Origin of the sequence: Serratia sp. J2 (assembly GCF_046269175.1) — a bacterium.
GTDB classification, from domain to species: Bacteria; Pseudomonadota; Gammaproteobacteria; order Enterobacterales; family Enterobacteriaceae; genus Chania; species Chania fonticola_C.
The window spans coordinates 61035-86217 of sequence record NZ_JBKABN010000020.1; the positions used below are offsets into that span (position 1 = coordinate 61035).

Below are 25183 nucleotides of genomic sequence, written 5' to 3' on the forward strand. Positions count from 1 at the left end.
CTGTGCGCCTGATTATCGCTTTATTGCTCAGCCTGCTACTGATCCAGCCGGTTCTCGCCGCCGCGATCCCCAACGAGTCCCAGTTACGGCAAGAACTGAAGCTGGCCGAGGGCAATAAAAACGCGCCTAATCAGGCGGAAGTGGTTGAGGCGCTGCAAAGCGCCATCAACTGGCTCACCGAACGCAAAGAGTCGCAGGAAAATTCACAGCAGTATCAGCGGGTTATTGACGATTTCCCGAAAATGACGCAGGAGCTGCGTCGCCAGCTCACCCTCGAAGAAACCAAAATCCTGCCCAACGGCGAAAACCTGCCCGCCAGCGATCTGGAACAGTTAATTCTGCAAACCAGCAGTCAACTGCTGGAACAGGCCCGCCTGTTGCAACAGGAGCAGGACCGGACACGCGAGATCAGCGACTCTCTCAGCCAACTGCCACAGCAACAAACCGAAGCCCGGCGAGCGTTAACGGAAGTTCAGCGCCGCCTACAGGCTCAGGGCAATAACCAAACCACGCCATTGGCACTGGCGCAGCTTGCCCTGTTACAGGCAGAGGCAGCGGCACGTAAAGCGAAAGTGGATGAGCTGGACCTGGCTCAACTCTCGGCCAATAACCGCCAGGAACTGGCGCGGATGCGTGCCGATGTCTACAAAACGCGGCATGAAAAAATTGATGTCCAGTTACAGGCGCTACGTAACAACCTCAACAGCCAACGCCAGCGAGAAGCGGAACGGGCGCTGGAAAAAACCGAGCAATTGGCCGAGCAGAATGGCGATTTACCCGCCAGCCTGCGCAAGCAGTTGCAAATCAACCGTGAACTTTCTGCTGCGCTGAACGATCAGGCGCAACAGATGGATCTGATCTCTTCCCAACAGCGCCAGGCCGCCGCACAAACGCTGCAGGTACGCCAGGCGTTGAGCACCATCATTGAGCAGTCCCAATGGTTGAGCGCCTCTACTGCGCTGGGGGAAACCCTGCGCGCCCAGGTCGCCATCTTGCCAGAAATGCCAAAACCCCGGCAGTTGGACAGCGCCATGGCCGATTTGCGCGTTCAACGCCTGAATTTTGAAAACCAACTGGAAAGCCTGCCACAGCGAGCCAAAGAGTTTAAACAAGATGACGGTAGCCCGCTGACCAGCGCCCAGCAGCGTATCGTCGATGCCCAGCTACGCACCCAGCGTGATCTGTTGAATTCGCTGCTGTCCGGCTGCGATACCCAGATCCTTGAGCTGACCAAGCTGAAGGTGGCCAACACCCAGTTGGTTGATGCGCTGAACGAAATTCAGGATGCAGCGCACCGTTACCTGTTCTGGGTGCCAGACATCAGCCCTATCACCCTGTCGTATCCGCTCAATGTGGCACAGGATCTGACCCGTGTATTGTCACTGGATACCCTGACGCAGCTCAGTGGCGCCTTCGTGATGATGGTCACTAGCCGGGAAACCTTGATCCCGCTGTTTGGCGCGGTGCTGTTGGTGATTTTCAGCATCAGTTCGCGTAAGCATTACCATGCGTTTCTGGCACGGGCCAGCAGCAGAGTAGGCAAGGTCACGCAAGATGAATTCCTGCTGACGTTGCGTACCGTATTTTGGTCGATCCTGGTGGCCTTACCGCTGCCGGTATTGTGGGCAGCGCTGGGCTTCGGCTTGCAAAATGCCTGGCCGTATCCGGTTGCTGTCGCCATCGGTGAGGGCGTCACCGCCACGCTGCCAGTGCTGTGGATCTGTATGATCAGCGCCGCCTTCGCCCATCCGCAAGGGTTGTTCATCGTGCATTTTCGCTGGCCGGTGAAACAGGTTTCTCGCGCCATGCGTTATTACCAGATGTCGATCTGGCTGATCGTGCCGTTGATTATGGCGCTGATCACTTTCGACAATCTCAACGATCGCGAATTCGCCAATACCCTTGGCCGCCTGTGCTTCATTCTGCTCTGTCTTGCGCTGGCGCTGGTCACCAACAGCTTGAAGCGCGCCGGTATTCCACTGTATCTGGATAACAAGGGCTCCGGCGAAAACCTGATTAATACCGCGTTGTGGGGGCTGTTGCTTTCCGCACCGCTGATTGCCGCTCTGGCTTCCACCGTCGGCTATCTGACCACCGCACAGAAACTGCTGGCACGCCTGGAGACCTCGGTTGCCATCTGGTTCCTGCTGTTGGTGATTTACCACATTATCCGCCGCTGGATGCTGATCCAACGCCGCCGCATCGCCTTTGACCGTGCCAAACAGCGCCGTGCCGATATCCTGGCGCAACGTGCCAAAGGCGAAGAAGAATCCTCACATACCCCGAACAGCATCGAAGGTGCGATTGAGGTGGATGAGACGGAAATCGATCTGGATGCCATCAGCGCCCAGTCGCTGAGGTTGGTGCGTTCGATCCTGACGATGGTGGCACTGGTCTCGGTGATCGTCCTGTGGTCAGAGATCCACTCGGCCTTCGGCTTCCTGGAAAATATCAAGCTCTGGGATGTCAACTCCACGGTGAATGGCATTGATATCGCTCAGCCAATCACCTTGGGGGCACTGCTGATCGCCATTCTGGTACTGATCGTCACCATGCAGCTAGTGCGTAACCTGCCAGCGTTGCTCGAGTTGGCGGTGTTGCAGCACCTGGATCTGACGCCCGGCACCGGCTACGCCATTACCACCATCACCAAATACCTGTTACTGCTGTTCGGGGCGATCCTCAGCTTTTCCTGGATCGGTATCGAGTGGTCGAAACTGCAATGGGTGGTCACCGCGCTCAGCGTGGGCTTGGGCTTTGGTATGCAGGAGATCTTCTCCAACTTTATTTCAGGCCTGATCATTCTGTTTGAAAAACCGATCCGCATCGGCGATACGGTGACGATCCGTAACCTGACAGGCACCGTCACCAAGATCAATACTCGTGCCACTACCATTTCAGACTGGGATCGCAAAGAGATTATCGTGCCTAACAAGGCCTTTATCACCGAACAGTTTATCAACTGGTCGCTGTCGGACACGCTGACCCGTGTGGTGCTGACCGTCCCGGCACCGGCAGAGGCGAATACGGAAGAAGTGACCAAGATCCTGATCGACTCGGCCGAACGTTGCTCACTGGTGCTGGATAACCCCACACCGGAAGCCTATCTGGTCGATCTGCAACAGGGTATTCAGATCTTCGAACTGCGTATCTATGCTGCCGAAATGGGCCACCGCATGCCGTTACGCCATGAGATCCACCAGTTGATCCTGGCGGGTTACCGTGAACACGGCATCACGCTGCCATACCCACCGTTCCAGGTTCGCACCGAGACGCTGTCGCGCATGACCAGTAATGGCCGCACGCCGCCTTCAACCCCACCGCGCAATACACGCCGCGAGTCAGGCGGGCTATAAAAGCAAAAAGGGTTCGGTAAGCCGAACCCTTTTTCATGGAGGCGAAAACGTTATGCCCGGCTGACCGGAAACGCGATCACTTCGCTCAGGCTTTCGGCTCCCAACGCCAGCATCACCAAACGATCGACGCCCAATGCCACGCCAGCACACTCCGGCATGCCATGCTTCAAAGCATCCAGCAGGTTGTTATCAATCGGGTGCTCCGGCAAGCCACGCGCCACGCGTTTGCGATTGTCCTGGGTAAAGCGCTGGCGCTGCTCATCGCCGTCGGTCAACTCGCGAAAACCATTCGCCAACTCAAGGCCTTTGAAATAAACCTCAAACCGCTCTGCGACACGGTGATCTTCGGTGCTGATCTCTGCCAACGAGGCCTGTGATGCCGGGAAGTGGTAAACGAATGCCGGTTTATCACGGCCGATATGGGGTTCGACACCCACGGTAAACAGCAGTTGCAGCAAGGTATCGCGATCTTCTTCCGTATCGGCAATGTTGCTCAGATCGAGCTTGGCCGCAGCCTCGCGCAGCTGCGCCTTCTCCGCCGACAGCGGATCGAGATCCAGATGGCGCAGAAACGCCTGCTGATAGGACAGGGTTTCGGCACTGTCGCAGTCCAGTACCTGTTGCAGCAGATCGTCCACCTCGTTCATCAGGCGATACATATCATAGTGCGGGCGATACCATTCCAGCATGGTGAATTCAGGGTTGTGATGCCGCCCCGCTTCTTCATTACGGAAGCTGCGTCCCAGCTGATAGATCGGGCCACTCCCTGCCGCCAGCAGACGCTTCATGTGGTATTCCGGGCTGGTCATCATGTACAGCGTCAGGCCATCTGCCGCGCCTGGGCCGACGAAGCGCGTCTGGAACGGGACCAGGTGGATGTCGGTGACTGTCGCCTGGCTCATCGCCGGGGTCTCAACCTCCAATACGCCACGATCGGCAAAGAAACGCCGGATCTCAGCCAGTATCGCTGCGCGTTTCAACAAATTGGCGATGGGTGCACTTGGCTGCCAGCTTGCCGTTTCGCTCATGGTAATTACTCCGAAATCAAACAGGGGGTGCAGTCTACTCGCATCCTCTCATGCAAACAAATTCTTGGCTATTGTGTGCGCTGGTCTACATTAAAATCATAAAAAACATATAAGCCATATAAACCACCGACAATCACGCTAATCAAAGACAAAGGCGAGGCAACACCTTATTTTTGCAGGAATGCCTCTTGCGTAACGGTTAAAAGGCAAAACAATCGATCACATCAAATTTCTACTACTTAACTTTAGGTATAGTGATAACCCTATATTCGGTAGCAGTTATCTATCCTTAGTGTTTAGTTTAAAAAGTCACTGAATTTAGCTTAGCACCCGAAGCACCTTTATAAATATTAAGCATAGATTAATTAAATTGTCGTTTTAACGAGAACATTGGAGGAGTGCAGTGCAAACCTTTAACGCCGACCTAGCCATCATTGGTGCCGGGGGAGCTGGTTTACGGGCCGCTATAGCCGCCGCGGAAGCCAATCCCCAACTGAAAATCGCGCTGATATCTAAAGTCTATCCGATGCGTAGCCACACGGTAGCCGCCGAGGGAGGCTCCGCCGCAGTCACTCAGGATCACGACAGCTACGACTATCACTTCCAGGACACCGTAGCCGGTGGCGACTGGCTGTGTGAGCAGGATGTGGTCGATCACTTTGTTCACAGCTGCCCACGTGAAATGGCCCAGTTGGAGCAATGGGGCTGCCCATGGAGCCGTAAGCCAGACGGTTCGATCAACGTGCGCCGCTTTGGCGGCATGAAGATTGAACGTACCTGGTTTGCCGCCGATAAAACCGGCTTCCACATGCTGCACACCCTGTTCCAGACTTCGCTGAAGTACCCGCAAATCCAACGGTTCGATGAGCACTTCGTGCTGGACGTACTGGTAGATGATGGCCAGGCGCGCGGCGTGGTTGCCATGAACATGATGGAAGGCACCCGCGTGCAGATCCGTGCCAACGCGGTCATCATGGCCACCGGCGGTGCAGGCCGTGTTTATCGCTATAACACCAACGGCGGCATCGTCACCGGCGACGGTATGGGGATGGCGTTCCACCACGGCGTGCCACTGCGCGACATGGAGTTCGTGCAATATCACCCAACCGGCCTGCCAGGCTCAGGCATCCTGATGACCGAAGGCTGCCGCGGTGAAGGCGGTATTCTGGTTAACAAAGACGGCTACCGTTATCTGCAAGACTACGGCATGGGCCCGGAAACCCCGCTGGGCGAGCCAAGAAACAAATATATGGAACTGGGCCCACGTGACAAAGTGTCACAGGCTTTCTGGCATGAGTGGCGTGCTGGCCGCACCATCGCCACCCCGCGCGGCGACGTGGTCTATCTGGATCTGCGCCACCTGGGCGAGAAGAAACTGCTGGAGCGTCTGCCGTTCATCTGTGAACTGTCGAAAGCTTACGTGGGGGTCGATCCCGTTAAGGATCCAATCCCGGTACGCCCAACCGCACACTACACCATGGGCGGTATCGAAACCGATCAGAACTGTGAAACCCGCATCAAAGGCCTGTTCGCCGTCGGCGAATGTTCCTCGGTTGGCCTGCACGGCGCGAACCGCCTGGGTTCCAACTCGCTGGCTGAGCTGGTGGTGTTTGGGCGTGTGGCAGGTGAACACGCAGCCCGCCGCGCACTGGAAAGTGGCCCGGCCAACGGCAGCGCTTTGGAAGCACAAGGCCGCGACGTGGAAACCCGCCTCAGCAACCTGATGAAGCAGGAAGGTAGCGAGAACTGGTCGAAGATCCGCGATGAAATGGGTCTGTCGATGGAAGAAGGCTGTGGTATCTACCGTACGCCGGAGCTGATGCAGAAAACCATCGATAAGCTGGCGGAGCTGAAAGAGCGCTTCAAGCGCGTCAAAATTACCGACAACTCCAGCGTGTTCAACACCGATCTGCTGTACACCATCGAGCTGGGCTATGGCCTGGACGTTGCCGAATGTATGGCGCACTCGGCCTTCAACCGTAAAGAATCTCGCGGCGCACACCAGCGTCTCGACGAAGGTTGCACCGAGCGTGACGACGTGAACTTCCTGAAACATACGCTGGCGTTCCATAACCCGAACGGTGTACCACGCCTGGAGTACAGCGACGTGAAAATTACCAAACTGCCACCGGCCAAGCGTGTTTATGGCGCCGCAGCCGAAGCGCAGGACAAAGAGAGAAAGGATAAGGAGCAGGCGAATGGCTGAGCTGAAAACCCTGAAAATCGAGGTCATGCGCTATAACCCGGAACGCGACGCCGAGCCGCATTTCGAGACCTTCAGCGTGCCTTACGATGAGCAGACTTCGCTGCTGGACGCACTGGGTTATATCAAAGATAACCTGGCGCCAGACCTGTCCTACCGCTGGTCGTGCCGTATGGCCATCTGTGGCTCTTGCGGCATGATGGTCAACCGCGTGCCTAAGCTGGCCTGTAAAACCTTCCTGCGTGAATATACCGATGGCATGAAGGTTGAGGCGTTGGGCAACTTCCCGATCGAGCGCGATCTGGTGGTGGATATGACCCACTTTATCGAGAGTCTGGAAGCGATTAAGCCTTATATCATCGGCAACGATCGCAAACCGGAAGATGGCCCGAACGTGCAGACCCCGGCGCAAATGGCGAAGTATCACCAGTTCTCCGGCTGCATCAACTGTGGCCTGTGCTATGCCGCTTGCCCACAGTTCGGCCTGAATCAGGAGTTCATCGGCCCGGCGGCGATTACGCTGGCGCACCGTTACAACCTGGATAACCGCGACCACGGCAAGAAACAGCGTATGCCGCTGCTTAACGGCCAGAACGGTGTCTGGTCCTGTACGTTTGTTGGCTACTGCTCTGAAGTCTGTCCAAAACACGTCGACCCGGCCGCTGCGATCCAGCAGGGCAAGGTAGAGAGTGCCAAAGACTTCATGATCGCAATGCTGAAACCGCAATAAGGGAGGGGAGACAGCAATGACAACACAACGTAAGCCCTATGTGCGTACCATGACGCCAACCTGGTGGCAAAAGCTGGGTTTCTATCGTTTCTACATGCTACGTGAAGGCACTTCCGTGCTGGCGGTGTGGTTCAGCATCGTGCTGATCTACGGCGTCTTTGCCCTGAAGGGCGGCCCTGAAAGCTGGGCCGGGTTTGTCGGCTTCCTGCAAAACCCGCTGGTGTTGCTGATTAACATCATCGCCCTACTGGCCGCCGCGCTGCATACCAAAACCTGGTTCGATCTGGCACCGAAAGCCGCCAATATCGTCGTCAACAGCGAGAAAATGGGGCCGGAGCCAATCGTTAAGGCGCTGTGGGCAGTGACGATCGTCGTCACCGTGATCATTCTCGCCGTAGCGTTACTGTAATCCGGAGGAAACATGATAAATCAATCACCTAAGCGCTCTGACGAGCCGGTTTTCTGGGGATTATTTGGTGCTGGCGGTATGTGGGGAGCGATCGTTGCTCCGGCTATCGTGCTGCTGGTCGGCATCCTGCTGCCACTCGGCCTGTTCCCCGGCGAAGCTTTAGGTTATGAGCGCGTCCTGGCGTTTTGCCAAAGCTGGATCGGCCGCTTGTTCCTGCTGCTGATGATTATTTTGCCATTGTGGTGCGGGCTACACCGTATCCACCATGCCATGCACGATCTGAAAATCCACGTGCCTGCAGGCAAATGGGTGTTCTACGGCTTGGCAGCTATCCTGAGCGTCGTTACCCTGATCGGGGTCGTCACGCTGTAAAACCTCTGGCGGCCAACTCCCGTTGGCCGCCTATTCCGCTATCCCCCCCTGTCGACTACACTGTCTATCTGATACCGGTAAACAGGAGTCACTCATGCGTTTTTGGTCAAAACTTTGCGTCATATTATCCGCCCTCGTTTCCGTTGCCTGCAGCGTGACACCCCCGAAGGACGTCAAGGTCGTAGATGACTTCGATAGCAAACGCTATCTGGGTACCTGGTATGAAATCGCGCGTCTGGATCATCGCTTTGAAAGAGGCCTGGAGCAGGTTACAGCCAATTATAGCCCGCGCACAGACGGCGGTCTGAAGGTGATTAACCGGGGTTTCGATAGCAAAAAACAGCAGTGGCAGGAGAGCGAAGGCAAGGCGTACTTTATCGGCTCGCCGCAGACGGCCTCGCTGAAAGTCTCATTCTTCGGCCCTTTCTATGGCGGCTATAACGTCATCGAACTCGATCCGGAGTACCGTTATGCGCTGGTTTGTGGCCCAAACCGCGACTATCTGTGGATATTGTCGCGCACGCCGACGTTGGACGCCGCCACGCGCGACAGACTGGTGCAAATTGCCAAGGGCTACGGCTTTGATACCGAAGCGTTAATCTGGGTCAATCAGCAGCCCACTCATTGACTGCTGAATTTTAGCCCCAGGATCCCGGCCACGATCAGGCACAGGCTGAGAATACGCATGATGTTGGTCGACTCACCGAGCAGCACCATGCCCATTACCGCCGCGCCCACCGCCCCAATCCCGGTCCACACGGCGTAAGCCGTGCCCGCAGGCAACGTTTTCATGGCGTGCGCCAGCAACACCATGCTCACCACCATCGCGGCGACGGTAATCAAACTGGGGGTCAAACGGGTAAAACCGTGGGTGTATTTCAGGCCAATAGCCCAGACGACCTCTAACAGGCCCGCAAAAAGCAAAATGATCCATGCCATGACACTGGCTCCAGAACTGATGGGGTCGTCCCCAGACAACAGAAGCGCAGGCGGGTCGTCCCACTTGGCTGATTGAAGACGTTTATTATACAACAAACAAGACGATTAACTAGGCATTCCACGGTAAGGGAAATTAAACGTTGCCGTGGAATACCATTGAACCCAAAGGAAATTACTCTGCGCTACGCTGGATAGCCTTGCCACCGGCCTCAACATCTTTGCCCACGCCAGCAGTGGTATTGCAGCCCACCAGCGATGACAGGATCAACAAAGAGAAAATGGCGATAATACTTTTCTTCAGCATAAGATTACCCTTATTCGTTATTAGTGAAAAAGTATGGCTCTCTAAGCGTAGTAAAAATCAGGGGGGTTGCAGGAATAAACGGACTTTTCTGTATCATCCGATTAATGGCGCTAATTGATATCAGCTAGCGCTGCGGGAAATCGCGCCACCGAGGTGTTGAACGTCTTCACCAAAACCACGGAAGGTATTACAGCCGCTGAGGGACATCAACAACAACAAAGAGACCACGGCTAACAGCGTTTTCTTCATCATGTGGATCTGCCAACGTGTGACGGGAAGGGATAACAAAGAGGAACCACGGGGGGTTCCTCTTTGTTGAAACTTATTTAACGCGGGAGACATATTCGCCAGAGCGGGTGTCAACCTTGATCACTTCGCCAATCTGCACGAACAATGGCACTTTAACCACTGCGCCGGTGCTCAGGGTTGCTGGCTTGCCGCCGGTACCTGCGGTATCGCCTTTCAGGCCTGGATCGGTATCAGTGATCTCTGCTTCGATAAAGTTCGGTGGCAGCACAGCGATAGGACGGCCATCCCACAGGGTGACGATACATTCCGCATTGTCCTGCAGCCACTTAGCCACGTCAGAAACGGTTTTCTCTTCAACCTGATGCTGTTCAAAAGTCTCAGGGTGCATGAAGTGATAGAACTCACCGTCGTTGTACAGGTAGTTCATGTTGGTATCTACCACGTCCGCGCCTTCACAAGAGTCGGTAGACTTAAAGGTTTTTTCAACGCGGGTGCCGGTCAGCAGACGACGCATTTTTACACGCGCAAAAGCCTGGCCTTTACCTGGTTTGACGAACTCGCTGGATTCAACAGCGTAAGGTTCGCCTTCGAACATGATTTTAAGACCCGGACGGAAATCGTTGCTAGAATAAGTCGCCATGATGGCCCTCTGAAAATTTAAACTGGTAGCTTAGCCAAAAAAATGGCACACATTATAACCCAAAACACGGCGCATAGAGAAGATTGGTTGCATCAACTCGCCGATGTTATTACCGACCCCGATGAATTACTGCAGCTTCTGTCACTAAATACGCACCCGGAACTGCCACAGGGGCGCGATGCACGTCGCCTGTTTGCGCTACGCGTGCCGCGAGCCTTTGCCGCGCGTATGCAACCTGGTGATGCCAATGACCCGCTACTGCGCCAGGTACTCACCGCCAGCGCAGAATTCATCGATGCCCCAGGCTTCACGACCGATCCGCTGGATGAACAGCGCAGCGTGGTGCCGGGGTTGCTGCACAAGTATCGCAACCGTGCCTTGCTGTTGGTAAAAGGCGGCTGTGCGGTTAACTGCCGCTACTGTTTCCGCCGTCATTTCCCCTATCAGGAGAACCAGGGCAACAAGGCAAACTGGCTTCAAGCGTTGGAGTATATCCGTCAACACCCGGAACTGGATGAAATTATTTTCTCCGGGGGCGATCCGCTGATGGCCAAAGACCATGAACTGGATTGGCTGATCGGGGAACTGGAGGCCATCCCACACCTCAAACGCCTGCGTATTCATACCCGCTTGCCAGTGGTGATCCCCGCCCGCATCACCGCTACGCTATGCCAACGCTTCTCGGCATCGCGCCTGCAGGTGCTGATGGTTACCCATATCAATCATGCCAACGAGATTGACCCACCGCTGCGCGCCAGTATGGCACAGTTGCGTAGCGCCGGAGTGACGCTGCTGAACCAAAGCGTGCTGCTACGAGGGATCAATGATAACGCGGATACGCTGGCAACGCTGAGTAACGCCCTGTTTGATGCGGGGATCCTGCCCTATTACCTCCACGTGTTGGATAAGGTGCAGGGCGCGGCCCACTTTATGGTCAGCGATGACGAGGCTCGCGCGATCGTGAAAAGTTTGCTGAGCAAGGTTTCCGGCTATCTGGTACCCCGCCTGACCCGTGAAGTCGGCGGTGAACCCAGCAAAACGCCGTTGGATCTGCGCCTGACGCAAAGCTGAGTGCCCTACATGAACGCAAAAAGAGGAATGCCTTGGCATTCCTCTTTTGTTTTATACGGGTGCTTATGCCAGCGTTACGGGCACTTATACACCTGGCCGATCATTTTGCTGTCCAGCGGCGCAAAACTTGAAAGCAGGTTCTGGCTTGGGCTAGTCGCACCGTAAATCACGTTGCCACCCATTGCCGCTGCCTTGTTGCGCAGATCATTGGCCGCGCCACGCATGGAGCTGCCCTCACCACCACTCCCCGACAGCCAGTTGCTTTGAGTGCCAGTGACTTCGCCTACCAACTGACATTCTGCAGCAGGCTTGGTGTCGGTAAATTTGACCTGTTGACCTGCGGCGGTCAGTTCATTGGTGCTGCTGCACCCTGCCAGCAGCAGCGCTGCCGATAGACCCAGTAAGGCTTTAATCCGCATCTTGTTCCCCATATGATGTTGAGAATTACGCAAAAGCTTATCAGAAAGCGTTGCCATCTCTTAAGCATCCGTTGCCACCGGCCACTGGTGCCTGGTCAACGTCTTGAGCGACAGCTGATGAACTATCAGTTTACACGCTTAATAGATACGGTCTGCAAAAATATCATCAAATTCAGCACTGACGCATCAGTAGCGGCTGACGATGAAAAAATGGGCGCAACAATCAGCCCCCGCACAGAAGAAAGGAATAAAAAAACCCGGCCGAAGCCGGGTTTTGTGGTTAGCTCACAGAGGTGAGGGGAATTACATCATTCCGCCCATACCACCCATGCCGCCCATACCACCAGCGCCACCCATGTCTAACTTGTCTTCTTTCGGCAAGTCAGTGATCATGCACTCGGTGGTGATCATCAGGCCAGCTACAGAGGCCGCGTACTGCAGAGCAGAACGGGTCACTTTAGTTGGATCCAGGATACCCATCGCGATCATGTCGCCGTATTCTTCGGTGTAAGCGTTGTAGCCGAAGCTGCCTTCGCCTGCTTTCACCTTGTTGGCAATCACAGAAGCTTCTTCACCGGCGTTGATCACGATCTGACGCAGTGGAGATTCCATCGCACGCAGGGCAACTTTGATACCCACGTTCTGGTCTTCGTTATCGCCTTTCAGGCCAGAAATTTTGTCTGCTACACGGATCAGCGCTACGCCACCGCCAGCAACCACGCCTTCTTCTACCGCAGCACGGGTAGCGTGCAGGGCATCTTCAACGCGGGCTTTCTTCTCTTTCATTTCAACTTCAGTTGCGGCGCCAACTTTGATAACGGCAACGCCGCCAGCCAGTTTAGCAACACGCTCTTGCAGTTTTTCACGATCGTAGTCAGAGGTCGCTTCTTCGATCTGCTGACGGATCTGGGAAACGCGACCCTGAATGGTGGTTTCGTCGCCCACACCATCGATGATGATGGTGGTGTCTTTGTTGATCACGATACGTTTTGCCTGACCCAGATCTTCCAGGGTAGCTTTTTCCAGCTCCAGACCGATCTCTTCAGAGATCACGGTACCGGCAGTCAGGGTAGCGATGTCTTGCAGCATGGCTTTACGACGGTCGCCGAAGCCAGGTGCTTTAACTGCAGCCACTTTCACGATGCCACGCATGGTGTTAACCACCAGGGTCGCCAATGCTTCGCCTTCAACATCTTCAGCAATGATCAGCAGTGGTTTGCCCGCTTTCGCAACGGCTTCCAGCACTGGCAGCATTTCACGGATGTTGGAGATTTTCTTGTCAGCCAGCAGGATGAACGGGCTTTCCAGCTCGATAGAACCGGTTTCTGGCTTGTTGATGAAGTATGGAGACAGGTAGCCGCGATCGAACTGCATACCTTCAACCACGTCCAGCTCGTCTTGCAGGCCGGTGCCTTCTTCAACGGTGATCACGCCTTCTTTACCCACTTTCTCCATCGCTTCTGCAATCAGTTTACCCACGGTTTCGTCGGAGTTTGCAGAGATGGTGCCAACCTGAGCGATAGCTTTGGAGTCAGAGCAAGGTACAGAAAGTTTTTTCAGTTCTTCAACCGCAGCGATAACCGCTTTGTCGATACCGCGCTTCAGGTCCATCGGGTTCATGCCGGCAGCCACAGCTTTCAGGCCTTCGGTGATGATGGATTGAGCCAGTACGGTTGCAGTGGTGGTACCGTCGCCCGCAGCGTCGTTCGCTTTAGAGGCAACTTCTTTCACCATTTGTGCACCCATGTTCTCGAACTTGTCTTCCAGTTCGATTTCACGAGCAACAGATACGCCATCTTTGGTGATGGTAGGAGCGCCGAAGGATTTATCCAGCACTACGTTGCGGCCTTTCGGGCCCAGAGTCACTTTTACTGCATCAGCGAGAACATTCACACCGCGGAGCATCTTCACGCGAGCGTCATTGCCGAATTTTACGTCTTTAGCTGCCATTGGTATTTCCCTTCAACTCGTTCAGTTCAGAAGATTTATAAAGCGTTATTACGCTTCAACAATTGCCAGAATGTCGCTTTCGGACATGATCAACACTTCTTCATTGTCGATCTTCTCTGCTTTCACGCCGTAACCGTCGTTGAAAATCACGATGTCGCCTACTTTCACATCCAGCGGCTGGATGTTGCCGCTTTCCAGAACACGTCCTTTACCAACGGCTACCACTTCACCACGAGTAGATTTACCCGCTGCAGAGCCAGTCAGAACGATGCCGCCAGCAGATTTTGATTCAACTTCTTTGCGCTTGACGATAACGCGGTCATGCAATGGACGAATACTCATTGAACGCTCTCCTGTAAGAAGGTTTCTATCAGATTTAGGGTTGTCCGCCGGATTATTGATACCGGCTCCGTGGGATTTGAAATGGGGGCGTTCCATCCCCCTTCAAGGGGCAGCAGCAAAAAAATTTTCGATTTGATGGCCTACGGTGAACGCCACTAGCAAAAACGCGGCCGATTGGCCGCGTTTGGGGGAATTATCAGCGATCGTCACGCTTGTCGTGCTCGTCGGGTTGATGATCCAAGGTGTAGCGGTCGTCTTGCTTGCGCTGGAATTCACCGTCGAAGGTATTGCCGTTGGCGGCTCCACCATTCTGGCCCCAACCGCCTGGGCGATAAACGGCAAGATGCGGCATCAGCTTCAGCGTCAGCGATTTCTGCACCGGAGGTAACAGCAGCAACAGGCCAAGGAAATCGGTGAAGAAGCCCGGTATCACCAGCAGGAACCCCGCCAGCACCAGAGAAACGCTTTTCACCATCTCCGCTGCCGGGCTTTCGCCCGCCGCCAGCTTCTGTTGCATCTGCACAAAGGTCTTCATGCCCTGATTACGCACCAGGGAAACGCCGACGCAGGAGGTAAACACCACCAGCAGCAGCGTCATTGCCACGCCGAACACGGCGGCAACTTTAATAAACAAGGATATCTCTATGTAAGCCAGTAGAAATATCAGCAATAACGGTAACCAGCGCACCTGGTTCTCTCCTCTAGGTAGAGTCGGCGTACCCGCCCGATGGCGCATACGTGATAAATGGGGCCGCTAATCGGCCAACCTTCCTACAATGGGGGCTTCCGGCCGCCATTTCAACCGGGCGATCTTTTTTATTCTCTATGTTGCAAACGTGAAGCTCTTCACAGAAATCAAAAGCTGTCATTTGCTGAAGCACCAGATAGTGATCTACGTTCATTCATTTATTACCAACCAGCATATGATCTGGGCAGCGACAATAGCTGCGGTCAATACTTCCGCAGTTGACCCGCTCGGCAACATTATTTTGTTATCCTGCACATAATTATATTCGGCAGCAACATAGAGAAGGTTCTCATGTCAAACAACATTCGTATCGAAGAAGACCTATTAGGAACACGTGAAGTCCCAGCAGAAGCCTACTACGGTGTTCATACTCTGCGTGCGATTGAAAACTTCTATATCAGCAACAGTAAAATCAGCGACGTTCCTGAGTTTGTGCGCGGCATGGTGATGGTAAAAAAAGCCGCCGCCATGGCAAACAAAGAGCTGCAAACCATCCCACGTAAAATTGCCGACGTCATCATCCAGGCATGTGATGAAGTACTGGATAAAGGCAAATGCATGGATCAATTCCCGGTGGATGTGTTCCAGGGGGGTGCTGGCACCTCGCTGAACATGAACACCAACGAAGTACTGGCAAACATCGGCTTGGAGCTGATGGGCCACCAGAAGGGTGAATACCAATACCTGAACCCTAACGATCACCTCAACAAGTGTCAGTCTACCAACGACGCTTACCCAACCGGGTTCCGCATCGCGGTTTACGCCTCCAACCAGAAACTGATCGATGCTATCAACCAACTGCGTGAAGGGTTTGACCGTAAAGCCAAAGAGTTCGAAAGCATCCTGAAAATGGGTCGTACCCAGTTGCAGGACGCAGTGCCAATGACCCTGGGCCAGGAATTCCATGCCTTCAGCGTGTTGCTGAATGAAGAAACCCGTAACCTGCACCGTACCGCAGAGTTGCTGCTGGAAGTGAACCTGGGCGCAACGGCGATCGGTACCGCGCTGAATACCCCGGAAGGTTATCAACACCTGGCGGTTAAGAAACTGGCGGAAGTCAGTGGCCTGCCGGTGGTACCTGCCGAAGACCTGATCGAAGCCACCTCCGACTGTGGTGCCTACGTAATGGTGCACAGTGCGCACAAGCGCCTGGCGGTCAAACTGTCCAAGATCTGTAACGACCTGCGTCTGCTGTCTTCCGGCCCACGCGCTGGCCTGAACGAAATCAACCTGCCTGAACTGCAGGCCGGTTCTTCAATCATGCCAGCCAAAGTGAACCCGGTGATCCCAGAAGTGGTTAACCAGGTTTGCTTTAAGGTGATCGGCAACGACACTTGCGTTACCATGGCCGCCGAAGCAGGCCAGCTGCAGTTGAACGTGATGGAGCCGGTGATTGGCCAGGCGATGTTTGAATCGATTCACATTCTGACCAACGCCTGCTATAACCTGCTGGAAAAATGCATTAACGGTATTACCGCCAACAAAGAAGTGTGCGAGTACTACGTATTTAACTCTATCGGTATCGTCACCTATCTGAACCCGTTCATTGGCCACCACAACGGTGACATTGTCGGCAAGATCTGTGCTGAAACCGGCAAGAGCGTACGTGAAGTCGTGCTGGAACGCGGTTTACTGACCGAAGCTGAGCTGGATGACATCTTCTCCGTAGAGAACCTGATGCACCCGGCCTATAAGGCGAAACGCTATACAGATGAAAATGAACAATAATAGACTCATCCGGTAGCCTGAAAGGCACGCTAATCCTCTGGATAGCGTGCCTTTTTTCTTTCTAAGAATACAAAGTTGCAACCTTTGGTTTTCATAAAAATCCATTTTAAGGGGTAAACACTATGCTAGTAGTAGAATTGGTGATCGTTCTACTGGCCATCTTTTTGGGGGCCAGACTGGGCGGTATCGGAATAGGCTTTGCAGGCGGTCTTGGGGTATTGGTACTGGCGATGATCGGCGTTAAGCCAGGCAGCATTCCCTTCGACGTTATTTCAATCATTATGGCGGTTATCGCCGCTATCGCCGCCATGCAGGTCGCTGGCGGGATGGACTATCTGGTGCAGCAAACCGAGAAGCTGCTGCGCAAAAATCCAAAATACATCACTATTCTGGCCCCAATCGTCACCTATTTCCTGACCATCTTCGCCGGTACCGGTAATATCTCCCTCTCGGCCCTGCCGGTAATTGCAGAAGTGGCTAAAGAGCAAGGCATCAAACCTTGCCGTCCACTGTCTACTGCCGTAGTTTCCGCACAGATTGCCATAACCGCTTCGCCTATCTCGGCAGCGGTGGTGTATATGTCTTCCGTTATGGAAGGCCACGGCGTGAGTTACCTACACTTGCTGATGGTGGTGATCCCTTCCACCTTCCTGGCTGTGATACTGATGTCGCTGCTGGTTACTTGGTTGTTTGACTCAAAGCTGTCTGACGATCCTGTGTATCAAAAGCGCTTCGAAGAAGGTCTGGTTGCCCTGCGTGGTGAGAACGTCATCGTGATCAAACCGCGTGCAAAAACCTCCGTGCTGCTGTTCCTGGCTGGCGTACTGAGCGTAGTGGCTTATGCCATCATCAACAGCCCAAGCATGGGTCTGGTGACGACGCCGCTGATGAACACCACCAATGCCATCCTGATCATCATGCTGAGCGTGGCCACCCTAACCACCATCCTGTGTCGCATCGAAACCGACCTGATTTTGAACTCCAGCACCTTTAAGGCCGGAATGAGCGCCTGTATCTGTATCCTGGGCGTAGCCTGGTTGGGTGACACCTTTGTGCAGGCCAACCTTGACTGGATTAAAGAGACTGCAGGTACCGTGATCCAATCCCATCCTTGGTTGCTGGCGGTGATCTTCTTCTTCTGTTCGGCGTTGCTGTACTCTCAGGCCGCCACTGCCAAAGCGTTGATGCCGATGGCGCTGGCCCTGAACGTCACCCCGCTGACGGCGATCGCTTCCTTTGCTGCCGTTTCTGGCCTGTTCATTCTGCCAACCTACCCTACCCTGGTGGCGGCGGTACAGATGGACGATACCGGAACGACACGCATCGGGCGCTTCGTGTTTAACCACCCGTTCCTGATCCCTGGCACCTTGGGCGTGGCGTTTGCCGTCATCTTCGGCTTCCTGATTGGCAGCGTTATTCTGTGATCCTCAAGCGGGGCTTCGGCCCCGCTTTCTCCTCCGCATTCCCCTGCTGCTGATAATCTAACCTTCTAGCCAACACCGCTTCAGGGTATAGTGCCCTGTTACCAAACCTGGTTGAGAGGGCCGAAGATGTCTGATTGCGAAGCTATCGTCATACTCTGTACCGCACCCGATGAAGCCACAGCGCAAGAGCTGGCGGCACGCGTCCTGGGGGAGAAACTGGCGGCCTGCGCCACGCTGCTGCCTGGGGCAACATCGCTGTATTACTGGGAAGGGAAACTGCAACAGGAATACGAAGTGCAGATGCTGTTTAAAAGCGATCGCCAGCATCAGCAAGCGCTACTCACCTACCTGAAACAACATCACCCGTACCAGACACCCGAACTGTTGGTACTGCCGGTGATGGCTGGAGATAAAGATTACCTGTCATGGATCAACGCCTCATTAAACTGATATTGCTGCTGTGCAGCCTGTTCTTCCTGCCCGCTGCGGCTCAGGCTTCACTGTTCGGCCAAAACGCGGGCAACCAGTTCGTCCCCGTCGATCAGGCATTTGCCTTTGATTTTAAACAACAGGGCCCCCAACTGACGCTAAGCTGGCAAATCCGCCCTGGTTACTACCTGTACCGCCAGCAAATCAAGCTGGTGCCACAGCAGGCAACGCTAGGCCAGTTCGAACTGCCCGCCGGGCTGAAGCATAAAGATGAATTCTTTGGTGAAGTGGCGATATTCAAGGAGCCATTGGCCCTGAGCATTCCCCTGTTGCAGGCGGGTGACAATGCCAGCCTGAGCGTCACCTATCAAGGGTGTGCTGAGGCCGGTTTCTGCTATCCACCGGAAACCCGCGTGATCCCACTGAGTGCAGTGCCGCTTGCCGCAGAGCCCGCAGAAGCGGTAGCGGTAGCCGTAGCACCAGCAGAAACAGCAGAAACAGCACCAGCCAATCTGCCCTTCTCCCCTCTGTGGGCCTTGTTGATTGGTATCGGTATTGCGTTTACCCCTTGCGTGTTGCCGATGTATCCGCTGATTTCCGGCATTATTCTGGGCCGTGAGCGGCCACACAGCAGCGGGCGCATTCTGGTGCTGGCCGTGGTATATGTGCAAGGCATGGCGCTGACCTATACCCTGCTCGGCCTGGTGGTTGCCGCCGCCGGGTTGCAGTTCCAGGCCGCGCTGCAACACCCTTACGTGCTGATCGGTCTGTCGGTGCTGTTTGTCGCCCTGGCTCTGTCCATGTTCGGCTGCTACTCCTTGCAGCTCCCCTCTTCACTGCAAACGCGGCTGGCCAACTGGAGCAACACCCAGCAGGGTGGCTCGCTGGTGGGCGTGTTTGTGATGGGCGCTCTGGCAGGCCTGATCTGCTCGCCATGCACCACCGCCCCACTCAGCGCCATCCTGTTGTACATCGCCCAAAGCGGTAATATGTGGGCCGGTGGTGGCACGCTCTATCTGTATGCCTTGGGGATGGGTATCCCGCTGGTGATCGTGACGCTCTTCGGCAACCGCCTGCTGCCACGCAGCGGCCCGTGGATGCAGTACGTCAAAGAAGCCTTTGGCTTTGTGATCCTGGCGCTGCCGGTGTTCCTGCTTGAGCGGGTGATCGGCGACGTCTGGGGGCTGCGCCTGTGGAGCCTGCTCGGCCTGGCATTCTTCGGCTGGGCATTCGTCCTGAGCCTGAAATCATCCCGTGGCTGGACGCGAGCCATCCAGGTGCTGCTACTGGCGGCGCTGGTGATTTCGGCGCGCCCATTGCAAGACTGGGCATTCGGCAACGCCGCCTCTGAGCAGGCGGCCCAGCCACATCTGAACTTCACCCGTATCAGTAACGTTGAGCAGCTTAACCAGGCGCTGCAACAGGCGCAGGGCAAGCCGGTAATGCTGGATCTGTATGCGGACTGGTGTGTCGCCTGCAAAGAGTTTGAGAAGTACACCTTCAGCGATCCGGCGGTGCAGGCCCAATTGGCCGATACGGTGTTGCTGCAGGCCGACGTAACGGCCAACAATGCCGAACAGGCAGCCTTGCTCAAGCACTTGCAGGTGCTTGGCTTGCCGACCATTTTGTTCTTTGACCGAGATGGCAAAGAGTTACCCGCAGCTCGCGTGACGGGCTTTATGAACGCAGAAGCCTTCGACGCACATTTGCAGAAAACCACTCGGTAAACGACACTGAGTTTCAGAAGATTTTTTGGAGGGAGCACTAGTGCAACGTGAACAGGTTTTAAATACAGCCTTGGAGCTGTTGGAAAAACAGGGCCTGGCGACCACCACCTTGGAAATGCTGGCAGAAAAACTGGGTGTGCCATACAGCGATTTCAAACCGTTCTGGCCAGACCGTGAGGCACTGCTGTATGACTGCCTGCGCTACCACGGCCAACAAATTGATACCTGGCGCCGCCAGTTGCAGCTTGATGAGACGTTGAGCCCGCAGCAAAAGCTGCTGGCGCGTTATGACGTGCTGGCAGAGCACGTACAGAATGAACGTTACCCTGGCTGCCTGTTTATTGCCGCCTGTAGCTTCTTCCCTGAGAGCGACCACCCGATCCATCAACTGGCCGAGCAGCAGAAGCTCACCTCACTGGACTTCACCCGCGATCTGTTGCGTGAGATGGATGCCGACGACGCCGACTCGGTAGCGCAACAAATGGAGTTGGTGCAGGAGGGTTGCTTGAGCAAGTTACTGATAAAACGCCAGTTGCAGGATGTCGCCGTAGCCAAACGGCTGGCCGAAGATATCTTGCATATTGCCCAGTGCCGTAAGTTCGGTGCGTTAAGCTAAAGCGCGCAACGCTGTGACCTGGTGGCAACAGAGGTAGAATTACGCGGCCTTTGCCTGAAAAGCCAGCAATCGGCGCTGTTTTCACGTTTTTCGTCACAAATCCGTTGACGCCGCACGGCCAATACGGTTTAATGCGCCCCGTTGCCCGGATAGCTCAGTCGGTAGAGCAGGGGATTGAAAATCCCCGTGTCCTTGGTTCGATTCCGAGTCCGGGCACCATCATTTAGAAGAACCCGCCTATGGCGGGTTTTTTGCTTTTGGGTTAAAACTCCCCCCGTTATAAGCCCGCTAAACGTTTTCCTCTACAAAAAACCCTGACTGATTAAAAACTGCCACCACGGCATTCCAATCATCACGTGTACAACGAACGTGAGTAAGGCAATCACAGTCCCGGTGATCCACCATGATTTGATGTCATTATAGCCAGCAGAAAAAACGATAGGCCCAGCGGCTCCACCATAGTGGGTAATGCATCCGCCATAGGAGTTGGAGAATAATATGGCTAAAGCCAGGATCATCGGCGGCGCCCCAGCCACCATGCCGACAGTGGCAAAAACCGGTACCATCGCGGCGACATAAGCACCGCCGGAAGCAAACAGATAGCGGATAAAAATGCTGATCAACAGCAGTATAATCACCACATAATTACCTGAACCGCTAAAGGTAAAGTGATGAGAAAACCAATCGGCTAACCAGGTGAAAAAACCGGTCTTGGATAAGGTACTGCTCAGGCCAATAATCCCGCCATACCAAATCAGCGTGCTCCATCCACCTTTGTTTTTTAGAATATCATCCCAACTGACCACGCCAGAAAGCAAGGCAAGCACCATCACAATAATCGCAACGGTCGCCGCATCAATCCCTAACTCACCGGAGAATATCCAGCCTAGCAATGCCAACAGAAATATAATCATCAACCCTTTTTCCCTCTTCGTCATAGGGCCTAAGGTAGCCAAGCCTTCAGCAGAAAGGGTTTTATTGTCGATACATTTCAACTCTGGGGGTGAGATCTTATAAGTGATGTAGGGAATAACCGCCAGCATAATTAACCCCGGTATCCCTCCTGCCAACGCCCAACCCAGCCAACTTATCTTGATATGAAAAATGTCGGACATCAGGCTCAATGCCAACGCATTGCCAGCAAAGCCCGTTAAGAACATATAACTGGTGGTTTTCGTTACCATATAGATATTGATCATAAGAAAACGCCCGGCCTTACACGGACTCTTCTCGGGATCGGAGCCTAAGGCCACCGCGATACTATTGATGATAGGAAAAATTATGCCACCAGCTCGGGCGGTGTTTGACGGCGTCGCCGGGGCAAGGATCAAATCAAGCAATACCGTGACATAGCCGAGCCCCAGCGTGGTACTGCCTATCCGCCCAATCAGTTTATAGGCAATACGCTTTCCAAGCCCTGTGGTGACGAAAGCAGCGCTTAGGGTAAATGCGGCAAAAACCAGCCAGGTGGTCCCTGATGCATAGCCACTTAACGCTGCACTAAATTTTAGTTTGCCGTCACCCAACGTTTCAATTACCACAGCGGATGCGGCAACTGCTGTCAATAACACCACCGGTTCGGGGTAGGGCTTAATCACCAATCCGATAATCGCTGCCAAATAAATCCCCAAAAGCTGCCAGGCCATCGGAGAAAGGCCTTCGGGTGCGGGAATAACAAATACCAGCAGAGGGATTACCAAGATCACCCCCATTTTCCATACATTGGTTTTTATCATAATCATTCACCTATATATCATATTAATCGCTTAAATAATTGGCTATAGAACTCACCACCCTATTTCCTCTCAAACGGATTAAGATAATATTTGATAATATTGACGCAAATGCCCCTCAGGCATTGCCCGATAAAAGCCTGAGAGGCACGACCTTTTAATCAATAATGCAACGCGTACCGATTAATTTAACTGGCATTACCCCCCAGATAAAAAGGCATGGTGTTAAATGACAAATAGCGATAAGTATCCTGAGCGGTATCACTTATATTCGCCATGTAGCCAAGATATTCGTCCACCTCAGGAAGTTGCCCCGTCATGGCCGTTATCGCACTTAATTCAGCAGAGGCTAGATAAACCTTGGCATCCACACCTAACCGATTGGGGAAATTGCGGGTTGAGGTTGAAACGACATGGCTTCCCGGTTTAACCCTGGCCTGATTCCCCATACAAAGTGAACATCCTGAGGGCTCGATCCTGGCTCCTGACTTGATAAAATGACTGAAGTAGCCTTCATTGCTCAATTGTACCGCATCCATTTTTGTTGGCGGAGCTAGCCAGAAACGTGTCGCAACCTCACCTTTGTGCTGCGCCAACAGCTTACCGGCGGCACGAAAGTGACCGATATTGGTCATGCATGAGCCAATAAACACCTCGTCAATTTTTTCGCCTGCCACTTCAGAAAGTAAATGAACATCATCAGGATCGTTAGGCACACACAGGATCGGCTGTGTTATTTCAGACAAATCGATATTGATAACAGCGGCATACTCGGCATCAGAGTCTGCACTCAATAACTGAGGGTTGGCCAGCCAGGCCTCCATCTCCTTGATTCGTTGCCGGAGAGTCGACCGATCCTGATAACCCTGTGTCATCATCCAATTGAGTAACACCACGTTGGATCTTAGATACTCTTCAACTTCGGGTTGGCCGAGTTTAACCGTACACGCCGCCGCAGAGCGTTCAGCTGAAGCGTCGGCCAGTTCAAATGCCTGTTCAACCTTCAGCCCCGTCAACCCCTCAATTTCGAGGATACGGCCTGAAAACACATTCTTTTTATCCTGCTTTGCAATCGTCAGCAGGCCCTCTCTGATGGCGAAATACGGAATGGCGTGCACTAAATCGCGCAGTGTGATCCCCGGTTGCCTCTCACCATGAAAACGGATCAAGACCGATTCGGGCATATCCAATGGCATAATCCCGGTTGCCGCCGCAAAAGCCACCAGCCCCGAACCTGCAGGAAATGAAATGCCTATCGGGAATCGGGTATGGGAGTCAGCCCCAGTCCCCACAGTGTCCGGCACTAGCATACGGTTTAACCATGAATGGATGATGCCGTCACCGGGGCGCAGTGAAACCCCACCTCGTTGGGTCATAAAGTCAGGTAATGTCTGTTGCAGATTAACATCGACTGGCTTGGGATAGGCCGACGTATGGCAAAACGATTGCATCACCAGATCGGCAGAAAACCTCAGGCAGGCAAGATCTTTCAACTCATCCCTCGTCATGCCACCGGTAGTATCCTGCGAGCCTACCGTGCTCATTTTTGGCTCACAATACTGCCCCGGGCGCACCCCTACGGTGCCACAGGCTTTACCCACTATTTTTTGTGCCAAGGTGTAGCCGGTGTGCTTTTCTGCCGGAACAGCAGCCTGGCGAAACACCTCACTAGGCGGCAATCCCAATGAAGTACGCGCTTTAGCAGTGAGATCACGGCCAATAATCAGCGGAATGCGTCCCCCCGCCCTGACTTCATCCAAAAGTACCGGGCTTTTTAACACAAACCGGCTCACGACATCTTCACTGCCATGGCGACTGATCTCGCCTTGGGCTGGATAAAGGTCGATCACATCGCCCATTTCCAGCGAGGTGATGTCTACTTCAATCGGCAGTGCCCCCGAATCCTCCAGCGTATTGAAGAAGATCGGCGCAATTTTCCCCGCCAGCACTATGCCGCCACAGCGTTTGCCGGGTACAAAAGGAATATCCTGGCCGATATACCATAAGATCGAATTGGTTGCCGATTTGCGCGATGAACCGGTGCCGACAACATCCCCCACATAGGCTAAAGGATGACCGGCCTGGCTTAACGCCGCTAACTGGCTGACAGGCCCGATGATGCCTGGCAGATCGGGCGTGATGCCCTCACGGGGAACACTCAGCATCGCCAGCGCATGCAGTGGAATATCAGGGCGTGACCAAGCTTCTGGCGCAGGAGACAAATCGTCAGTATTAGTTTCTCCCGTCACCTTCATCACCGTTAAGGTGATTTTTTCTGCTACCGCTGGGCGAGAGGTAAACCATTGCGCGTCGGCCCAAGAATGAAGAACCTGCTGAGCCAGTACATTACCTTGCCGGGCCTTGCTTTCAACCTCGGCAAATTTGTCGAAAACCAGTAACGTCGCAGCCAGCTCTTTGGCAGCCAAAGGGGCTAATACCTCATCATCAAGCAAGTCTATCAATGGCTGTACGTTATATCCCCCCTGCATCGTACCTAAGAGGCGCACCGCTTCTTCTCGGGTTATCATCGGGGAGTCAGCTTTTTGCTGCGCAATATGGTCAAGAAATTCCGCCTTGATTTTTGCGGCATCGTCCACCCCGGAGGGCACGTGGTGAGCTAATAATTGCAGTAAGAAATCCCCTTCGTCCGGTACCGTTGATTGCAGCAATTTAACCAGCTGGGCCACTTGTTCGGCCATTAATGGTTTGGGTGGGATGCCTTTTTCGGCGCGCTCAGCGCTATGTTGCTTATAGTCGGCTAACATT

23 protein-coding genes and 1 tRNA gene are annotated in these 25183 nt (G+C 54.1%); 13 read left to right on the forward strand and 11 right to left on the reverse strand.

Annotation, left to right across the window (positions count from 1 at the left end; translation table 11 throughout):
- Positions 1-2 precede the first annotated feature (2 nt).
- Complete coding sequence (mscM, locus tag ACKWMY_RS19545; protein WP_024530198.1) at positions 3-3356, forward strand: miniconductance mechanosensitive channel MscM; 3354 nt, start codon at positions 3-5, stop codon at positions 3354-3356.
- Positions 3357-3406: 50 nt separating this feature from the next.
- On the opposite strand, the gene epmA is transcribed toward mscM, so the two are convergent.
- Entirely contained in the window at positions 3407-4384 is a 978-nt protein-coding gene (epmA, locus tag ACKWMY_RS19550; RefSeq protein ID WP_021807574.1) for an elongation factor P--(R)-beta-lysine ligase, read from the reverse strand.
- Between the two features lie 403 nt (positions 4385-4787).
- Between epmA and frdA the strand changes: the two genes are divergently transcribed.
- From frdA to blc, 5 genes are all read left to right on the forward strand, one after another.
- On the forward strand, positions 4788-6590 hold the full coding sequence (gene frdA / locus ACKWMY_RS19555; RefSeq protein WP_024530199.1) for a fumarate reductase (quinol) flavoprotein subunit: 1803 nt from the start codon (positions 4788-4790) through the stop codon (positions 6588-6590).
- Complete coding sequence (locus ACKWMY_RS19560) at positions 6583-7317, forward strand: succinate dehydrogenase/fumarate reductase iron-sulfur subunit (RefSeq protein WP_024484774.1); 735 nt, start codon at positions 6583-6585, stop codon at positions 7315-7317. Before frdA ends, ACKWMY_RS19560 begins: the two co-directional genes overlap by 8 nt.
- Before the next feature lie 16 nt (positions 7318-7333).
- Positions 7334-7726: a fumarate reductase subunit FrdC gene (gene frdC / locus ACKWMY_RS19565; protein ID WP_021182104.1), complete on the forward strand. Its 393-nt coding sequence runs from the start codon at positions 7334-7336 to the stop codon at positions 7724-7726.
- A 12-nt stretch (positions 7727-7738) separates the two neighbouring features.
- Positions 7739-8098: a fumarate reductase subunit FrdD gene (frdD, locus tag ACKWMY_RS19570; protein ID WP_021182103.1), complete on the forward strand. Its 360-nt coding sequence runs from the start codon at positions 7739-7741 to the stop codon at positions 8096-8098.
- 94 nt (positions 8099-8192) lie between these two features.
- Entirely contained in the window at positions 8193-8726 is a 534-nt protein-coding gene (gene blc / locus ACKWMY_RS19575; protein ID WP_409486857.1) for an outer membrane lipoprotein Blc, read from the forward strand.
- Here the strand turns inward: blc and sugE are convergent.
- From sugE to efp, 4 genes are all read right to left on the reverse strand, one after another.
- Entirely contained in the window at positions 8720-9037 is a 318-nt protein-coding gene (gene sugE, locus ACKWMY_RS19580; protein ID WP_021182101.1) for a quaternary ammonium compound efflux SMR transporter SugE, read from the reverse strand. The genes blc and sugE overlap by 7 nt on opposite strands.
- A gap of 172 nt (positions 9038-9209) precedes the next feature.
- Positions 9210-9341, reverse strand: a complete 132-nt coding sequence (locus tag ACKWMY_RS19585; RefSeq protein WP_248946903.1) for an entericidin A/B family lipoprotein — start codon at positions 9339-9341, stop codon at positions 9210-9212.
- 120 nt (positions 9342-9461) lie between these two features.
- Positions 9462-9593: an entericidin A/B family lipoprotein gene (locus tag ACKWMY_RS19590; RefSeq protein ID WP_021807578.1), complete on the reverse strand. Its 132-nt coding sequence runs from the start codon at positions 9591-9593 to the stop codon at positions 9462-9464.
- Positions 9594-9663: 70 nt separating this feature from the next.
- Positions 9664-10230: an elongation factor P gene (gene efp, locus ACKWMY_RS19595; protein ID WP_024484772.1), complete on the reverse strand. Its 567-nt coding sequence runs from the start codon at positions 10228-10230 to the stop codon at positions 9664-9666.
- A gap of 42 nt (positions 10231-10272) precedes the next feature.
- Here efp and epmB point away from each other — a divergent pair, with 42 nt between their 5' ends.
- Positions 10273-11301: an EF-P beta-lysylation protein EpmB gene (epmB, locus tag ACKWMY_RS19600; RefSeq protein ID WP_024530203.1), complete on the forward strand. Its 1029-nt coding sequence runs from the start codon at positions 10273-10275 to the stop codon at positions 11299-11301.
- Positions 11302-11375: 74 nt separating this feature from the next.
- On the opposite strand, the gene ACKWMY_RS19605 is transcribed toward epmB, so the two are convergent.
- From ACKWMY_RS19605 to ACKWMY_RS19620, 4 genes are all read right to left on the reverse strand, one after another.
- On the reverse strand, positions 11376-11720 hold the full coding sequence (locus tag ACKWMY_RS19605; RefSeq protein WP_024484770.1) for a DUF4156 domain-containing protein: 345 nt from the start codon (positions 11718-11720) through the stop codon (positions 11376-11378).
- 303 nt (positions 11721-12023) lie between these two features.
- Entirely contained in the window at positions 12024-13670 is a 1647-nt protein-coding gene (groL, locus tag ACKWMY_RS19610) for a chaperonin GroEL (protein WP_024484769.1), read from the reverse strand.
- 48 nt (positions 13671-13718) lie between these two features.
- Positions 13719-14012 carry a co-chaperone GroES gene (locus ACKWMY_RS19615; protein ID WP_004952634.1) on the reverse strand — a complete coding sequence of 98 codons (294 nt, stop codon included), beginning with the start codon at positions 14010-14012 and terminating at the stop codon, positions 13719-13721.
- A gap of 196 nt (positions 14013-14208) precedes the next feature.
- On the reverse strand, positions 14209-14700 hold the full coding sequence (locus ACKWMY_RS19620) for an FxsA family protein (RefSeq protein WP_074032280.1): 492 nt from the start codon (positions 14698-14700) through the stop codon (positions 14209-14211).
- Positions 14701-15051: 351 nt separating this feature from the next.
- On the opposite strand from ACKWMY_RS19620, the gene aspA reads away from it, so the two are divergent.
- The 6 genes from aspA to ACKWMY_RS19650 all read left to right on the forward strand — a co-directional run bounded on the left by aspA (position 15052) and on the right by ACKWMY_RS19650 (position 20903).
- On the forward strand, positions 15052-16488 hold the full coding sequence (aspA, locus tag ACKWMY_RS19625) for an aspartate ammonia-lyase (RefSeq protein WP_024530206.1): 1437 nt from the start codon (positions 15052-15054) through the stop codon (positions 16486-16488).
- Positions 16489-16610: 122 nt separating this feature from the next.
- The gene (locus ACKWMY_RS19630; protein WP_024484767.1) at positions 16611-17912 is read left to right on the forward strand and encodes an anaerobic C4-dicarboxylate transporter; all 1302 of its coding nucleotides are present in this window, start codon (positions 16611-16613) and stop codon (positions 17910-17912) included.
- 126 nt (positions 17913-18038) lie between these two features.
- Positions 18039-18362 (forward strand): divalent cation tolerance protein CutA, encoded by a 324-nt coding sequence (gene cutA / locus ACKWMY_RS19635; RefSeq protein ID WP_021807588.1) that lies wholly within the window; start codon positions 18039-18041, stop codon positions 18360-18362.
- Positions 18338-20068 carry a protein-disulfide reductase DsbD gene (locus tag ACKWMY_RS19640; RefSeq protein ID WP_409486858.1) on the forward strand — a complete coding sequence of 577 codons (1731 nt, stop codon included), beginning with the start codon at positions 18338-18340 and terminating at the stop codon, positions 20066-20068. The genes cutA and ACKWMY_RS19640 overlap by 25 nt, the downstream gene beginning before the upstream one ends.
- A gap of 40 nt (positions 20069-20108) precedes the next feature.
- Positions 20109-20684 carry a transcriptional regulator gene (locus ACKWMY_RS19645; RefSeq protein ID WP_024530208.1) on the forward strand — a complete coding sequence of 192 codons (576 nt, stop codon included), beginning with the start codon at positions 20109-20111 and terminating at the stop codon, positions 20682-20684.
- Positions 20685-20827: 143 nt separating this feature from the next.
- Positions 20828-20903 (forward strand) — tRNA-Phe (locus ACKWMY_RS19650).
- Positions 20904-20986: 83 nt separating this feature from the next.
- Here ACKWMY_RS19650 and ACKWMY_RS19655 read toward each other — a convergent pair.
- Together ACKWMY_RS19655 and acnB are read right to left on the reverse strand one after the other, a co-directional pair.
- Positions 20987-22420 (reverse strand): anion permease, encoded by a 1434-nt coding sequence (locus tag ACKWMY_RS19655; protein WP_409486859.1) that lies wholly within the window; start codon positions 22418-22420, stop codon positions 20987-20989.
- Positions 22421-22605: 185 nt separating this feature from the next.
- Complete coding sequence (gene acnB, locus ACKWMY_RS19660) at positions 22606-25182, reverse strand: bifunctional aconitate hydratase 2/2-methylisocitrate dehydratase (RefSeq protein ID WP_409486860.1); 2577 nt, start codon at positions 25180-25182, stop codon at positions 22606-22608.
- Between the last annotated feature and the right edge of the window lies 1 nt (position 25183).